This window comes from Brevundimonas sp. NPDC055311, from assembly GCF_053645695.1.
Genome location: NZ_JBSHMV010000002.1, coordinates 847,099 through 861,755 on the forward strand (window position 1 = coordinate 847,099; position 14,657 = coordinate 861,755).

13 protein-coding genes are annotated in these 14,657 nt (G+C 68.9%); 9 read left to right on the top strand and 4 right to left on the bottom strand.

The genetic code is table 11. The features are described from left to right. Nucleotides 1–47: 47 nt before the first annotated feature. Nucleotides 48–608: an OmpA family protein gene (locus ACWIDZ_RS09855; RefSeq protein ID WP_291778398.1), complete on the bottom strand. Its 561-nt coding sequence runs from the start codon at nucleotides 606–608 to the stop codon at nucleotides 48–50. Between the two features lie 303 nt (nucleotides 609–911). On the opposite strand from ACWIDZ_RS09855, the gene ACWIDZ_RS09860 reads away from it, so the two are divergent. Continuing rightward, nucleotides 912–1,805, top strand: coding sequence for a hypothetical protein (locus ACWIDZ_RS09860; protein ID WP_453989503.1), 894 nt, complete (start codon nucleotides 912–914; stop codon nucleotides 1,803–1,805). Here ACWIDZ_RS09860 and ACWIDZ_RS09865 read toward each other — a convergent pair. Next, entirely contained in the window at nucleotides 1,802–2,593 is a 792-nt protein-coding gene (locus ACWIDZ_RS09865; protein WP_453989504.1) for a prepilin peptidase, read from the bottom strand. The two genes, ACWIDZ_RS09860 and ACWIDZ_RS09865, sit on opposite strands and share 4 nt — an antisense overlap. 179 nt (nucleotides 2,594–2,772) lie before the next feature. Here ACWIDZ_RS09865 and ACWIDZ_RS09870 point away from each other — a divergent pair, with 179 nt between their 5' ends. From ACWIDZ_RS09870 to ACWIDZ_RS09895, 6 genes are all read left to right on the top strand, one after another. After that, on the top strand, nucleotides 2,773–3,267 hold the full coding sequence (locus ACWIDZ_RS09870; protein WP_312220047.1) for a helix-turn-helix domain-containing protein: 495 nt from the start codon (nucleotides 2,773–2,775) through the stop codon (nucleotides 3,265–3,267). Nucleotides 3,268–3,452: 185 nt separating this feature from the next. Next, a complete protein-coding gene (locus ACWIDZ_RS09875) occupies nucleotides 3,453–3,845 on the top strand; it encodes a hypothetical protein (protein WP_453989505.1) in 393 nt (130 codons plus the stop codon). Then, nucleotides 3,790–4,116, top strand: a complete 327-nt coding sequence (locus tag ACWIDZ_RS09880) for a hypothetical protein (RefSeq protein ID WP_291777687.1) — start codon at nucleotides 3,790–3,792, stop codon at nucleotides 4,114–4,116. The genes ACWIDZ_RS09875 and ACWIDZ_RS09880 overlap by 56 nt, the downstream gene beginning before the upstream one ends. Before the next feature lie 117 nt (nucleotides 4,117–4,233). Beyond that, nucleotides 4,234–6,609 (top strand): TonB-dependent receptor, encoded by a 2,376-nt coding sequence (locus tag ACWIDZ_RS09885; protein WP_453989506.1) that lies wholly within the window; start codon nucleotides 4,234–4,236, stop codon nucleotides 6,607–6,609. Nucleotides 6,610–6,823: 214 nt separating this feature from the next. Beyond that, entirely contained in the window at nucleotides 6,824–7,144 is a 321-nt protein-coding gene (locus tag ACWIDZ_RS09890) for a DMT family transporter (RefSeq protein WP_291777693.1), read from the top strand. Nucleotides 7,145–7,171: 27 nt separating this feature from the next. Continuing rightward, a complete protein-coding gene (locus ACWIDZ_RS09895) occupies nucleotides 7,172–7,828 on the top strand; it encodes a glutathione S-transferase (RefSeq protein ID WP_453989507.1) in 657 nt (218 codons plus the stop codon). Between the two features lie 201 nt (nucleotides 7,829–8,029). Here the strand turns inward: ACWIDZ_RS09895 and ACWIDZ_RS09900 are convergent, their stop codons facing one another. Both ACWIDZ_RS09900 and ACWIDZ_RS09905 read right to left on the bottom strand, forming a co-directional pair. Then, a complete protein-coding gene (locus ACWIDZ_RS09900) occupies nucleotides 8,030–9,739 on the bottom strand; it encodes a lytic transglycosylase domain-containing protein (RefSeq protein WP_453989508.1) in 1,710 nt (569 codons plus the stop codon). A gap of 95 nt (nucleotides 9,740–9,834) precedes the next feature. Continuing rightward, a complete protein-coding gene (locus tag ACWIDZ_RS09905; protein ID WP_453989509.1) occupies nucleotides 9,835–10,644 on the bottom strand; it encodes a uracil-DNA glycosylase in 810 nt (269 codons plus the stop codon). Nucleotides 10,645–10,833: 189 nt separating this feature from the next. Between ACWIDZ_RS09905 and ACWIDZ_RS09910 the strand changes: the two genes are divergently transcribed. Then, nucleotides 10,834–12,489, top strand: a complete 1,656-nt coding sequence (locus ACWIDZ_RS09910) for an electron transfer flavoprotein-ubiquinone oxidoreductase (protein ID WP_453989643.1) — start codon at nucleotides 10,834–10,836, stop codon at nucleotides 12,487–12,489. A gap of 273 nt (nucleotides 12,490–12,762) precedes the next feature. Then, nucleotides 12,763–14,655 carry a tetratricopeptide repeat protein gene (locus ACWIDZ_RS09915; RefSeq protein WP_453989510.1) on the top strand — a complete coding sequence of 631 codons (1,893 nt, stop codon included), beginning with the start codon at nucleotides 12,763–12,765 and terminating at the stop codon, nucleotides 14,653–14,655. Nucleotides 14,656–14,657: the final 2 nt, after the last annotated feature.

The window sequence follows — 14,657 nt, forward strand, 5'->3', positions numbered from 1 at the left end:
TTCTCGTTCCGGCCGGGGCAGGAGGCCGGAACGAAAGCCGTCAGCCGTTAGGCCAGAACCATGATGGCGACGCGGCGGTTTTGCGCGCGGCCTTCACGGGTGTTGTTCGGCGCCACCGGCTTGGTGGAGCCGTAGGAAATGGTCGCCATGCGGTTCAGGGCGATGCCCTGGTCGCTCAGGAAGCGACGAACGGCCTCGGCGCGTTCCTGGCCCAGACGCTCGTTGATCTGGTCGTTGCCCGTCGAGTCGGTGTGACCCTGGATCTCCAGATAGACGTTGGCGTTTTCGGCGCGCAGGCGCTGGACCAGTTCGGCCAGGCGCTGCTCGGCTTCGGGGGACAGCTCGGTGTGGTTGACCGGGAACTTCACGGAATCGTCCGACAGAACGACTTCGTACAAGAACTTGCCTTGGGCCAGTTTATGCGCGGCGTTGGCGCGGGCCAGGGCTTCGCCCGCCGTGCCTTCGACCTGGGTCAGGTGGGCGTCGACGCCGTCGACACGTTCGTTCACGACCTGGACGTTGTCGCGGACGAACCGGTGGCTGGCGCAGCCGCTGACGGCGATGCCGAGAACGGCGACAGCGCCGACGAGAGCGGTCCTAGATGCCAATTTGATCAAATCAAGTCTCCTTCGTGCCCGGCCCAACTCCGGGGGATGTTACGCGCCGCACCGGTGTCGGTTGCAAAACGGCGGAGCAAAGACGCGCGAAGAAGTGAAAAGGTTCAGCTTGACTGTAAAAAAATTTCAATAATCGGCGTTCTTGCTGTTCTGGCGAATACAGCTCTGGCTTGAAGGCGCCATCTTCCTGACGCTCTCTGGTGGTGGACTCTGACTGTAAAAGGGCGAGGAGCGTCTATTGAAAGCCTGGGTGTTTCCGTCTCCCCGTAACTGCAAGGCCAGGAGGGCCTGGGGGTGAAGACCGGGCTTCGCCGTAATCGAAACAAGGCCGGACGAAACAAGGTCGGGCCGGTCCTCGCCAGTCTGGTCGCGCACGGCCTGGTGCTGGCGATCATCTGGGCCGCGCCGGTCGAACGTCCGCCGCAAGCGCCTGTTCCGCCGGTGGTGGAGGTGATGCTGATCGACCCTCCGCCGCCTCCGCCGCCTTCAGAGCCCGCGCCGGGGGACGCGCCGGCGGGCGGCTCCGAGCCTGCGCCCGCGCCGGAGCCGGAACCCGCTCCCGCGCCTCCGGCTCCGGTCCCTCCCGCCGTTCCCGCCAAGACGCCCGAGAAGGCTCGCGCCGCTCCGACGGCGCCGACCCCCCGGCCCAGTCGCCCGACGCCGCCTCAGACGCAGGTGGAGCCTCTGCCGATCTCGGCGCCCGAGCCGAGCGTCTCCTTCGTCTTGCTGGGCGACGGCGCCCTGAGCGGCGCCCTGACCGCCGGCCAGGGCGCGGGCGGCGGAGGAGGGGCGGGAGCCGGCGTGGGCGGCGGCAGCGGCGGCGGCTCGGGCTCGGGAATAGGCGGGGGTTCGGGCCAGGGCTGCGACATGGTCAAGCGCATCCAGGACGCCCTGCGCAACGACGCCCGCATCAACGCCGCCATCGGTCAGGCCTATCGCACTTCCGGCGCCTCGGGCCGCGCCATCCTGATGTGGAACGGCGACTGGCTGCAAAGCCCCGGCGAGGAGGGCAAGGGTCTGGCCGGCGTGCGTCAGGCCATCGCCGTGACGGTCGGCTTCTCGTCCCGCGCCTGCAAGGCCGAGACGGTCAACGGCTATGTGCTGCTGACGCTCAGCGACCAGCCGGGCGCGCCGCGCGTGGCTCTGGGCGGCGGTCGCTGGCGCTGGTCCGACCTGCTGTCGCTCTAGCTAAGAGCGCCCAGGCCCAGCGGGCCGTAGAGCCAGGTCATCCACGCCCCGACGGCCAGGAAGACGCCGAACGGCAGGCGATCGGCGGAGGCCACGGGACGGCGGAGCACAAGCTTGGCCGCCACGACGGCGAGACCGGCCGCCGAGGCCCACAGCAGCACGCTGGGCAGGCCCGCCCATCCGACCCAGGCGCCGATGGCCCCCAGCAGGAAGGGGTCTCCGCCGCCCAGGCCGTCCCGACCGCGCACGCGTCTGTAAAGGAAGGCCAGAAGCCACAGCCCGCCGAAGCCGACGGCCGCACCGATCAAGGGCGGCGTCAGCGGCCCGACCAGCGACCATTGCAGCCCGCTCTGGACGTTCGCCGGGTCCAGCGCCACGGCGGCGAACAGGCCGCTGAGAAACAGCGGCAGCGTCAGGGCGTCGGGCAGCCAGAAGTGCTCGGCGTCGATCACGGCGATCAACAGAAGCTGCCAGCCCAGGACGGCCGTCGCCAGGGCGTGCGCCGGGTCCGGAAAGCACAGGGCTGCCCATGCGCCGACGGCGCCGGCCGCCAGTTCGATCAAGGGATAGCGCACAGGGATGACGGCGCCGCAGTCGCTGCATTTGCCGCGTGACAGCGCCCAACTGACGACGGGAACCATCCGCCAGGGCTTCAGTGGGCGACCGCATCCCCCGCACCGCGACCGCCCGAGCATGACGCCTTCGCCGCGCGGCAGGCGCAGGCTGACAAGACCTAGAAAACTGCCCACGATCAGGCCCAGCCCGCCCATCAGAAGCGCCAGCATCATGCGTTCGACATCCCCCGCCTTGAATGAACGTCCTATTGCGCCGACGGGGCGAGGCGGCGCAATCAAAATGCCTGAGTTCACGTTAAGTGTCGGCCCCGCTCCGGTTGTGTCGCACGGCGGCGACACTCCCTTCTGAACGACGACCCAGGCAAACGAGGGCTGGACGCTAGGCCCGTCCCATGGATAGTCACATCCCTGTGAAAAGTCCTGCGCTCATCGACAGCCTGACCCCGCGCGAACGTGAGATTCTCCGTCTGGCCGCCCTGCGCCTGGGCGACAAGGAGATCGCGCAGCAATTGAGCCTCTCGCCCCGAACGGTCCAGAACCACCTGCATCGGGCCTATGAAAAGCTGGGCGTTTCCAATCGTATACAAGCGTCTCGGCTGCTGAGTGATCATTACTCAGGGGAATCAATCACAATGTCGCCGCCTGCGCCGATCACGGCAGATAGGGGCGTCACCGAGGCGGCGATCAAGCCTCTCGAGGATGGGAAGGCGCCGGGGGGCGTGCTCTATCGGCGCTATGCCGCGCTGAACGAGTGGCGTCGCCCCCGCAAGCTGGGCGGCTCCGTACTGTGGTTGATCCTGCTCTGGGCGCTGGCCTGGATCGTGATCGCCCTCGTCGGCGCCGGCCTGATCAATCCCGTCCTGGAGTCGATCGACCGTCTGCGATGACGTCTTTGACGGCGGAGCGACGCATGATTCATCAAGGTTAGAACTGATCGTATGCGCAGCGGGATCGTTACGTCGCGAAACGCACGACGCGAGAGCGTCTGATGCATCCTGTCCAGATCATTCTGCTGGCGGCCAACGCCATCGCCTTTCCGCTTCTGTTGTGGCGCGGACGCGGGGCGGATCGGTTGGCGACGCTGGCCATGATCGCGGCTCCGATTTTGTCCCACGTCGCCTACGACCTGAACTGGAACGGCGTCTACGCGGGCATCTTCATGGTCGATGTCCTCTTCTTCATCAGCCTCTGGCTGTTGGCCGAGCGCGGCGGGCGCTGGTGGATCGTGGCGATCGCCGGCTTCCAGCTGATCGGGACGCTGGGACATCTCGCGCCCTTCCTCGCGCATCAGCGCCTGGCCTGGGCTTACTTCACGCTGATGTGGGCGGTGTGGGCGCTCATCAGCGTGACGGCATTCTTTGGCGTCTGGGAGGTCGAGGCCGACCGGCGCTACGCCCTGGGGGGGCGTCATGGCTCGAAAATGGTCGATGGAGGCGGCGCGGGCGCTGCTGCGGCAATGGAATAAGCGCGCCGTCGAAGCGTCGGTGCAGAGCGGCGGCCTGACCGCCGACCTGAACGCGGTCGAGGCCTGGCTGCTGGATCAGCGGCCCGAGACTCTGGAGGAGGCCGAGCGGTTGCTGGACCTCATCGTCTCGCACGAGGCCGGCGGGGGCCGGGGCCTGGAACAACTCTGCCGGGTCGGCGGCGCGGTCCGCAACGACGTGGACCCGCACCGCAGCCGGGTGGAGCACAGCTTCGCGCCGCGCGCCTCGGGCCCTCTGGCGGGACGGGCGTGAAAGTCATCGTCTGATGATCCGTGAGCGGGGTTTCTCCGCCCCGGCTTGACTGTTACATCCGCTGACAGTCCGCGACGAAGCCTTGCGCCGTCGCTCCGCCAAGCGGTTTTTCCTCCCATGATTTCTGCTGTTCGCGCCGCGTCTCTCGCGTCCGCCTCCCTGTCCGTGCTCGCTTTCGCCGCGCCTGTTCTGGCGGATGCGCCCGCTGACGCCGGACCGAGCCAGGTGTCCGAGATCGTGGTGACGGCCGAGCGGCGCGAGGCGCCTCTGGCGGCGACGCCGCTGTCGCTGACGGTGGCCGCCCAGCCCCTGCTGGACGACATCGGCGTGCGCGACATCAAGGATCTGCAGATTCTGGCGTCGGGCCTGATCGTCGCCTCGACCTCGAACCAGACCTTCACCACCGCCCGCATCCGCGGCGTCGGCACGGTGGGCGACAATCCGGGCGTGGAGAGCTCGGTCGGCGTCATGATTGACGGCGTCTATCGCCCGCGCAACGGCGCGGCCCTGGGCGATCTGGGCGAGGTCGAGCGCATTGAAGTGCTCAAAGGCCCGCAGGCGACCCTGTTCGGCAAGAACACCTCGGCAGGCGTCATCAACGTCGTCACCGCCGCGCCTTCGTTCGACGCGCGCATGGCGGGCGAGGCGACGTTCGGCGACTATGGGACGCATGGCGGTTCGGTCTCCCTGACCGGCCCCATCGTGGACGAGGTTCTGGCCGGGCGGCTGTATGTCGCCGCGCGTCGCCGCGACGGCCTCTATGACGTGAAGACCGGGGAGGGGCCGCGCACCTCGACCGACGATCAGACCGAGAATTACGACACCGTGCGCGGTCAGTTGCTGTGGCGAGCCACGCCGAACCTGACCGCCCGCCTGACCGCCGACTGGACCGAGCGGGACGAACGCTGCTGCGTCGGCGTGCAGATCGTCACCGGCGATACGGCGCCCCTGCTGGCGACCTTTGCGCCCGACGGCGGCGTGGCGGCGTCGCCGAAGCCTTGGGATCGCACAGCCTGGTCGAACCGCGACACCAACACCCGCATCCGCGACAAGGGCCTGGCCCTGCACCTGACCGCCGACCTGGGCTGGGCGACGCTGGAAAGCACCTCGGCGGTGCGCGACTGGCGCGGCGTCATCAGTCAGGACTGGGACTTCACCTCGGCCGATCTGGCCTATCGCCCCGACGACGGCAGCTGGTCGAACCGCTTCCGCACCCTGACGCAGGAGTTCCGCCTGTCGGGTCAGAGCGGAAAGCTGGACTGGTCGGCCGGCGCCTTCTTCGCCGATGAGAAGCTGACCCGTCGCGACAGCCTGTTCTACGGCGCCGACTACGAAGGCTATGTCAGCCGCCTGCTGTCGCGCTCGGCGTCGAACCCGCTGGGCGACCCGGCCTTCGTGTCGAGCATCACCGGGCTTCCCGTCGGCCAGAGCTTCGTCGAGGGCGAGGGCCAGTTGGATCGCTACTGGCAGACCGCTCGCAGCGCCGCCCTGTTCGGCCAGGCATCCTACGCCGTGACCGACCGCCTGACCCTGACCGGGGGCCTGCGCCGCACACATGAGAAGAAGGAGATGACGGCCGCCTATCACAACACTGACGGCGGGCGGGCCTGCGCGGCGGCGCTGGCCAACGGCGTCAGCAACGTCATGCTCTGCCTGCCGTGGTCGAACCCGGCCTTCAACGGTCTGAGCCAGTCCGAGACGGTCAAGGACGAGGCCTGGACCGGCATGGCCCGCGCCGAGTTCAAGGCGACCGAGGGCGTGCGCCTCTACGCCTCATGGTCGCGAGGGCGCAAGAACGGCGGCTTCAACCTGGACCGGGGGCAGACCAATCTGGTCCCCGACGCCTCGCGCGCCTTCCCGGCCGAGAGCGCCGACGCCTTCGAGGCGGGGATCAAGAGCGTGATGCTGGACCGGCGCCTGCTGGTCTCGGCCGCGGCCTTCCGCCAGACCTATGACGACTTCCAGCTGAACACCTTCCTGGGCACGACCTTCCTGGTCCGCTCCATCCCCGAGGTGCGGGCCAAGGGCGTCGAGGCGGACTTCATGTTCCTGCCGTTCGAGGGCCTGTCGCTGCAGGGCGGCCTGACCTACGCCCAGACCGAATATGGCGACGACGCCGTGCCGGGGCTGCCGCTGCTGGCGGGCAAGCGGATGAATTTCGCGCCGTTGTGGAGCGGATCTCTGGCCGGAACCTATGAGCGGCCGGTGGCGGCGGGGCTGACGGGCCGCGTCACCCTGGCGGCCAAATATTCGTCGGAATACAACACAGGCTCGGACCTGGACCCGGCCAAGAGCCAGCCCGGCTTCTGGCTGGTTGACGGTCGCGTCGCCCTGGCCCGCGATGACGCCTGGAGCGTGGAGCTGTGGGGCCGCAATCTGTTCGATCAGGACTACCGCCAGGTGGCCTTCGGCGCGCCGTTCCAGACGGGCACGCTGGGCGCCTTCCTGGGCGCGCCGCGTACGGTGGGCGTGACCCTGCGCGTCATGCGTTAATGACAGGCGGGGGGCAGGCGAGGGCCGCCTGCTCCCCCTCCACTGATGCAAAATGGCCTCCACCCGACGGCATATTGCGCCTGCGAAAGCCTTCACGGGATGGAAGCCTTGACTTGAAACCCGCCTGTCCCAGATAGGCGGGATCAGAGGACGACCTCTCCCATCTTGGGCATGACGCTGGGACGACCCGGCACGCCATGCAAGGGAGCACGTCATGGCCTGGATCTTCCTCCTTCTCGCCGGTCTGTTCGAGATTGTCTGGGCCTTCCTGATGAAGGCGTCCGAGGGCTTCACCAAGCCCTGGCCGACCATCGGCACCATCGGCTTCATGATCGTCAGCTTCGGCCTGCTGTCGATCGCGATGAAGACGCTGCCGCTGGGCACCGCCTATGTGATCTGGACCGGCATCGGCGCCGTCGGGGCCTTCCTGGTCGGCATCGCCGTGCTGGGCGAGCCGGTCACGCCGATGCGCGTCATCGGCGCCGTCCTGATCGTCAGCGGCCTGGTTGTGCTGAAGCTCGCTTCCAGCCAATAAACGCGGCGACAGCCTCGGAGCCTCGCCATGGAACTGATCATCGGGCCGCGCCTCTTCTCCACCTGGTCCCTGCGGGCCTGGCTGGTGCTGAGGCGCGCAGGCGCCGTCTTCGCGACGCGCGAGGTCTGGTATCGCTCCGAGGCTGAAAAGGCCGAACTGCGCCGTCTGTCGCCCTCGGGCTTCGTACCGCTGCTGAAGGTCGAGGGCGAGACGATCTGGGACACCCTGGCCATCAGCGAATGGGCGGCCGAACGCTATCCTGAGGCGAAGCTGTGGCCGGTCGATCCGACCGCGCGCGCCCTGGCGCGTTCAGCGACGGCCGAGATGCACTCCGGTTTTCACGCCCTGCGCGACCTGTGCGGCATGAGTCCAGGCCATCCGATCACGGGCGAAGCGCGCAGCACGGCGCCGTCCGATCCGGGGCTGGACCGAGAGCTGGCGCGGCTGGTCGAACTGTGGACGCAGATGCGCGGCCGCTTCGGCGCAGGCGGGCCGTGGCTGTTCGGCGACTGGTCGATCGCCGACGCCTTCTTCACCCCCGTGGCGGCGCGGGTGCGCCACTATCAGATCGACCTGTCGGCCCATGGCGACGACGGGACGGCCGCCGCCTATGTCGCCGCGCTTCTGGCCCAGCCGCACTTCCGCGAGTGGGAGGCGGCGGCCCTGTCATCTAACGTTGATTAACCGATCCTGAGAACGCGGGTTTAAGAGAGCGGACTTACAGTCCAGCTTGTTCTCGGAGGGGCGGAGCCATGCGTACGATCAGCAGAAACACCGATTGGGCGCGCACGGCGCGCGCCTATGGCCTGGCGGCTATCGTCCTGGCCCTGGTCTGGGCCTCGCTGGCGTCCCTGATGATCTGAGGCCGCGCCTCAGATCATTGTTCTAGCGCGAGCCGCCGCCCAGCACGGCCTCGGCTACCCGCAGGGGCGCCGGGGCGGGCGGGACATAGTCCAGGCGGATCGGCACGGCGCGCGCGCCCGAGGCGACGGCGTCCAGCGTCTTCACCGGCCCGCCCATCATGCGCTGATAGATCCAGTAGGCCGCGACGACCTTCTCGACGTATTCGCGCGCCTGAGGCACGTCGATGGTCTCGATCAGCAGCAGCGGATCGGCGTCGGCGCCCAGCTTGCGGATCGCCGCCAGCATCGGTCCCGGCCCGGCGTTGTAGGAGGCCACCGCCTTCAGCAGATCGCCCTGGAAGGACTCGATCTGGAACAGGCGGTTCACATAGTCCTGGCCCAGCTTCATGTTCACCGCCGGGTCCAGCAGGCGCTGGGGCGTGCGGACATAGCCCTGGTCGCCGGTCATGTGCGCGGCCGTGGTCGGCATCACCTGCATCAGTCCATAGGCGCCGGCGCCGGAACGGGCGTTGGCGTTGAAGTCCGTCTCCTTGCGCGCGATGGCGTAGACGAGCGCCTTCTCGATGGTGAAGCCGCCCATCGGCTGCAGGTCCGGCATCGGATAGCGCAGGGCGTCGATGCGGCCGGCCTCGGACTGGGCGGCGCGGCCGGGCGCGACCAGGCGATACAGGCCGACCCACATCTGGCGCGCGGCGCTGTCGCCGCTGGCGGCGCGCAGGCCGTTGCGGGCCGCCAGTTCGGCGTCGTTGCGACGGCCGACTTCGTACAGGGCCACGGTGCGGCGGGCGTCCTCGTCCGACTGGATGAAGGCGTTGAGCGCGCGCGTGTCGACGCCGAGAGGCTCGGGCGTCAGGGAGGCGCGCTGCAGCGTCGCCTCATAGGGGCGCGGCCCCTGGTTCTCGATCACCGGCTCCTCGCCCAGCTGGCGCAGGGCGATCTGGCCGTAGAAGGTGGCCGGCCAGCGCGCGGCCTGACGCAGATACTCGGCCACGCGGTCCTGGCGCCCCGACTGGCCCGCCGCTCGCGCCGCCCAGAAGGCGCCGCCCGAACGGACCCACGGATCCTCGGTCGGGTCCTGGGCGACGTGCTCGAAAGCGCGGAAGGCGTCGGAGTGCTGCTCCATCCGCCAGGCGGCCAGACCCGCCGTCCACCAATCGCCGATCTGCTGGCCCATGGCGTAGGCGCCGGGCAGGTCGTCGTTGTTCAGGGCCACGCGCGCCGCCTTGGCCGGGTCGTTGACGCCGCCGTCGCCAGAGCCGGAGCTGGTCAGGCTGGCCCAGGTGCGGGTCAGAAGGCCGCCGGGACGCTTCGGCTCGGCCGCGCCGTCGGGCAGGCGGCGCATGGCCAGCGTATAGACCCGATCGGCCATCGGCAGGTCGGAATAGGCCTCGAGCCAGGCCGTCAGCTCTTCATAGGTGGCGACATGGCTGGGGTGGAACAGGCGCTCGAACTCGACCTGGCCCAGCAGGACGCGGTCCTTGGCCTGACGCGCCGAGGCGCGGGCCAGCTCCAGGTCGCCGCGCCGCAGGGCGTCGAAGGCGGTGGTGTAGCTGAGGCGGTCCTCGCTGCTCAGCGCCGTAGGCGACGGCGAGGCGTCCGCGCTCGTCTCGGCGCTCGCCTCGGCGTAGGGGCGGGAGGCATCGACGTCCTCGGCATGGGCGACGGTCGCAGCCGTGGCGCAAAGGGCGAAGGCGAACAGGGACGCATGACGCGTCCGGCGGAAAGAATACATGACGCGGCGGCCCCCTTCGTCGGCGTCGGCCCCGTCTCGATTCGGGATTCTACGACGCTCTGCGGACTGGTCTCCAAGGACGCAGGATGCCTGAATCAGGCGCTCGGCTCAACCACTTCGCCGCGCAGGCGAGCGGACAAATCCAGAATGTCCTTCCAAACCAGCCCCTTGGCCTGCGGCTGACGCAGCAGGAAGGCGGGGTGGAGGGTGGCCATGACGGGCGCGGCGATTCCGTCTTCGGCTGATCGCCATTCGCGCCATTGGCCGCGGGTGCGCATGATGCCGTCGTCGGTCTTGAGCACCGCCTTGGCCGCCGCCGCCCCGACCAGCAGCACCGCCTTCGGCTTCAGCAGGGCCAGGGTCCGCTCGACGAAGGGGGCGCAGGCGGCCTGTTCCTGGGGCGTCGGGGTGCGGTTGCCCGGCGGGCGCCAGAAGACGGTGTTGGTGATGAAGGCGTCGTCCAGCAGGTCCGCCGCCGTCAGGATGCGGTCCAGAAGCTGACCCGCCTTGCCGACGAAGGGTTGGCCGCGCGCGTCCTCCTCGGCGCCGGGGCCTTCGCCGACGATCATCAGCGACCCTTGCGGATTGCCGCGCGCGAACACGGCCTGACGCGCGCCCATTCCGCGCAGGGGGCAGCCCTCGAAGGCGGCGATCGCCTCGGCCAATTCGTCCAGGGTGGTCGCCGCGGCGGCCAGCCGCCGCGCCTCGGCCGCCGCCTCGCCGACGGACGGCGCGCCGCCGGGGGCGCGCAGGGGCGTGATCGTGGCCGGTCCCTTGGCCGCGACGGGGGCCACGAAGACGGTGCGGTCGATCGGCGCATCCTCGTAACAGGCGTCCACGCCCGCATCGCGCCAGAAGGCGAGCAGGGCTTCGGTTGCGGCCATGTCCAAGGGTTGGGCGTTCATCTATCAAGGCAATAAGCCTTGACCGCCGTCGCGTCACCTCACGATAAGGCGGATAACCACGACGACAACAAGGATTCAGGGGACATGGCTGAGGAAATGATCGAAGGCGGCGCCAGGAACGCATGGCAGGAAGCCGTCATCGATAATCTGCCGCCGCTGGAGGCCCTGGCGGGCGTCGAGCGCGAGGTCATGGAATATGACGTCGTCATCGTCGGCGGCGGCCCCGCCGGTCTGTCCGCCGCCATCCGCCTGAAACAGCGGGCCGAGAAGGACGGGAAGGACATCTCCGTCGCCGTGTTGGAGAAGTCGGCCGAGATCGGCGGCCACGTCCTGTCGGGCGCGGTGATCGACCCCAGGGCGCTGAACGAGCTCTTCCCCGACTGGAAGGAACGCGGCGCCCCGCTGGAGACGCCGGTGACCAAGGACAAGTTCCTGGTGCTGGGCCCGCAGGGGCAGGCCTCCCTGCCGATGTTCGCCATGCCGCCCTTCATGCACAACGACGGCTGCTACATCGCCTCTCTGGGCAATGTCGCGCGTTGGCTGGCCGAACAGGCGGAAGGCCTGGGCGTCGAAGTCTATCCCGGCATGGCCGCCAGTCATGTGGTCTGGGAGGAAGAGACGGGCCGGGTGAAGGGCGTCGTCGCCGGCGTCTTCGGCATCGACCGCGAGGGCAAGCCGACCGGCGAGTTCCAGCCGGGGCTGGAGCTGCACGGCAAATACGTCTTCATCGCCGAGGGCGTGCGCGGCTCGCTGGCCAAGACCATCATGGCCCGCCACAACCTGTGCGACGCCGCCGATCCCCAGAAGTTCGGCATCGGCCTGAAGGAGCTGTGGCAGATCCCGGCCGAGAAGCACCAGCCCGGCCTGGTCCAGCACACCACCGGCTGGCCGCTGGACGACAAGACGGGCGGCGGCTCGTTCCTGTATCACTTCGGCGATCGCTATGTGTCCGTCGGCTTCGTCGTCCACCTGAACTACAAGAACCCCTTCCTGTCGCCGTTCGACGAGTTCCAGCAGTTCAAGCACCACCCGGCCATCGCCGAGCATCTGGAGGGGGGCACGCGCGTCTCGTACGGCGCCCGCGCCATCACCGAGGGCGGCTTCCAGTCGGTGCCGAAACTGGCCTTCCCCGGCGGCGCCCTGATCGGCTGTTCGGCGGGCTTCGTGAACGTGCCGCGCATCAAGGGCAGCCATAACGCCATGAAGACCGGCATGCTGGCCGCCGACGCCGCCTATGACGCCGTCATGGAAGGCCGTTCGGGCGACGTGCTCGACGCCTATCAGGCCGCCTATCTGCGCTCGTGGGTCCATAAGGAGCTGAAGGTCGTCCGCAACGCCAAGCCCCTGCTGTCCAAGCTGGGCACCATGATGGGCGGGGCGGTCGGCATGTTCGACCTGTGGGTCAACCACCTGACGGGCGGCTTCTCCTTCTTCGGCACCATGCGCCACGGCAAGACCGACGCGGCCTCGACCGAGCCCGCTTCGCAGCACAAGCCGATCGTCTATCCCAAGCCGGACGGGAAGCTGTCGTTCGACAAGCTGTCGAGCGTCTTCATCTCCAACACCAACCACGCCGAAGACCAGCCCGCGCACCTGAAGCTGCTGGACCCGTCCGTGCCGATCGCGGTGAACCTGCCGAAGTATGGCGAGCCGGCGCGGCTGTACTGCCCGGCCGGGGTGTATGAAGTCGTCTATGCGGACGAGACGAACCGCGCCGATCCGCGCTTCGTCATCAACGCCCAGAACTGCGTCCACTGCAAAACCTGCGACATCAAGGACCCGTCGCAGAACATCGTCTGGACCACCCCCGAAGGCGGCGGCGGCCCGAACTATCCGAACATGTAGGTCTTAACCCTCTCCCGGCGGGAGAGGGCTTGAGCGCACGGCGGCGCAGCCGTCGTTCTTGCGCGAAAGGGTGAGGGGCTTGTCCTGTCCGTCGGCGTAAGCCGTTGTGGATACGTTTAGCCACGGCCTTCGGCCGACTTCACCCGCGAACCCTCACCCTTTCGCCTTCGCCAATCGCCTTCGGCTCTTGGAGGCTCAAGCCCTCTCCCAACAGGAGAGGGATTTGCGTGGCGAACTCTTGCGGGCGAAAGGGAAAGCGTGAAGGGTCCGGCCATGCGTTTCGTCTCTTCTCGCCCTGTCCTGTTCCTGGCGGTCTCCGCCCTTGCGCTGTCTCTGGCCGCGCCGTCGCCGGCGCAGGAGGCGCCTGAACCCGCGCCGGAAACGCCGACCGAAGCTCCGGCGGAAGCTCCGGCGGACGCACAGGACGTCGAACCGAACGGCGACCCCGTTCCGCACATCATCATCGCCGACGAGCCGGAAACGCCCGAAGAGCCGAAGGTCGCGCCAATCCCCGCCGTGTGGGCGCCGATCCCGCTCGACGCCCAGAAAAACAGCGCCTACGGCCTGTATCTGGCGGCGCGTAACGCCCTGACCAGCGGCGAGAGCGCGGTCGGGGCCGCCTATCTGGCCCGCGTCTACGCCTTGACGCCGGAACAGCCGCGCGTGCGCGAACAGGCCTTCACCGCCGCCCTCCTGGCCGGAGACCTGGACGAAGCGGGCCGCATCGCCCCGACCGATCCCGAGGTCTCGCCGGTCATCGTCCAGGCCGGGCGCCTGGTTCAGGCGGTGCAGGCCTATGCCGGAGGCGACGCTCGGCGCGCCGACGATCTGCTGAAGACCGCCCCCGTCGGCGAACCGCACGACCGCGCGGGCTTCTACGTCCAGGGGTGGATCGCGGCTGCGGCCAAGGACTGGGACCGCGCTCTGGCCATGCCGCCGACCGACTTCGATCCGGTCAGCGCCCTGGTGGCGCGCAGCAACCGCGCCCGCCTGCTGGAGCAGCGTCGCCGCTATGACGAGGCCGACGCCGAGTGGCGCGACCTGACCAGCCACGCCATCGCCGGCGCCCTGTTCCGCCAGCCCTATGGCGAGTTCCTGGAGCGGCGCGGTCGCCGTGACGAGGCCCTGGTCCAGTATGACGCCGCCGTCACCGCCGGAACGGCTGACCGTCGCGTGATTCAGGGACGCGAGCGGGTGCTGGCCAAGGGCCGTCCGCCTGCCCTGCCGAGCTTCCGCGAGGGCGCGGCCCAGGCGCTGCGCACGGCTGCGGATCAGATGATCGCCCAGCGCGCCCATGAGTTCGGCGTCGTCTACCTGCGCCTGGCCCAGAATCTGGACCCGAGCGACAACACCCAGCTTCTGGTCGGCCAGACCCTGATTCAGGGGGGGATCGAACCGGCGGGCCGCGCCGCCCTGGCCCAGGTCAGCGAGGCCTCGCCCGCCCTCTACGCCGCCGCCCGCATCCAGACGGCCATCAGCCTGGGCAAGGCGGATCGCGACGAGGAGGCCCTGGCCGAACTGCGCCGCGCCGCCGCCGTCCGCCCCGACGAGGCGGGCGTGGCCTATATGCTGGCCGGGCAGCTGATGCAGATGAACCGCTATGAAGAGGCGCTGGACCTGCTGAACGGTCCGCTGCTGAATACGGCGGATCAGGGCTATGAGGTCCATTTCCTGCGCGGCGCCGCCTATGAATCCCTTGATCGGGACACCGAGGCCGAGGCCGAGCTGTGGGCCGCCCTGCAGATGCAGCCCGACAATCCGACCCTGCTGAACTACCTCGGCTATCTGTGGGTCGACACGGGCGCGCGGGTGCAGGAAGGCGCCGCCATGATCGCCCGCGCCCACGCCGCCGAGCCCAAGGACGGCAACATCCAGGACTCCCTCGGCTGGGCCCAGTTCCGTCAGGGACAGTATGAGGAGGCGGTGGTCAATCTGGAGGGCGCCGTCGACAAGGAGCCCGCCAACGCCGAGATCAACGATCACCTGGGCGACGCCTATTGGGCCGTCGGGCGTCAGCGCGAGGCGGGCTTCCAGTGGAACCGCGTCCTGACCCTGGACGTCGACGACAAACGCAAGGCCGAGGTCGAAGGCAAGCTGCGCGACCGCCTAGACCAGGACCCGACCGGAGACAAGGGGCTGGGGTCCGCAGGCGGCGCGACCGACTGACG

What these genes read in the sequence shown, in the direction of transcription:
- ACWIDZ_RS09865 (WP_453989504.1), bottom strand. Translation starts at nt 2,593, where the DNA reads ATGATGCTGGCGCTTCTGATGGGCGGGCTGGGCCTGATCGTGGGCAGT.
- ACWIDZ_RS09870 (WP_312220047.1), top strand. Translation starts at nt 2,773, where the DNA reads ATGGATAGTCACATCCCTGTGAAAAGTCCTGCGCTCATCGACAGCCTG.
- ACWIDZ_RS09880 (WP_291777687.1), top strand. Translation starts at nt 3,790, where the DNA reads ATGGCTCGAAAATGGTCGATGGAGGCGGCGCGGGCGCTGCTGCGGCAA.
- ACWIDZ_RS09885 (WP_453989506.1), top strand. Translation starts at nt 4,234, where the DNA reads ATGATTTCTGCTGTTCGCGCCGCGTCTCTCGCGTCCGCCTCCCTGTCC.
- ACWIDZ_RS09890 (WP_291777693.1), top strand. Translation starts at nt 6,824, where the DNA reads ATGGCCTGGATCTTCCTCCTTCTCGCCGGTCTGTTCGAGATTGTCTGG.
- ACWIDZ_RS09895 (WP_453989507.1), top strand. Translation starts at nt 7,172, where the DNA reads ATGGAACTGATCATCGGGCCGCGCCTCTTCTCCACCTGGTCCCTGCGG.
- ACWIDZ_RS09900 (WP_453989508.1), bottom strand. Translation starts at nt 9,739, where the DNA reads ATGTATTCTTTCCGCCGGACGCGTCATGCGTCCCTGTTCGCCTTCGCC.
- ACWIDZ_RS09905 (WP_453989509.1), bottom strand. Translation starts at nt 10,644, where the DNA reads ATGAACGCCCAACCCTTGGACATGGCCGCAACCGAAGCCCTGCTCGCC.
- ACWIDZ_RS09910 (WP_453989643.1), top strand. Translation starts at nt 10,834, where the DNA reads ATGGAATATGACGTCGTCATCGTCGGCGGCGGCCCCGCCGGTCTGTCC.
- ACWIDZ_RS09915 (WP_453989510.1), top strand. Translation starts at nt 12,763, where the DNA reads ATGCGTTTCGTCTCTTCTCGCCCTGTCCTGTTCCTGGCGGTCTCCGCC.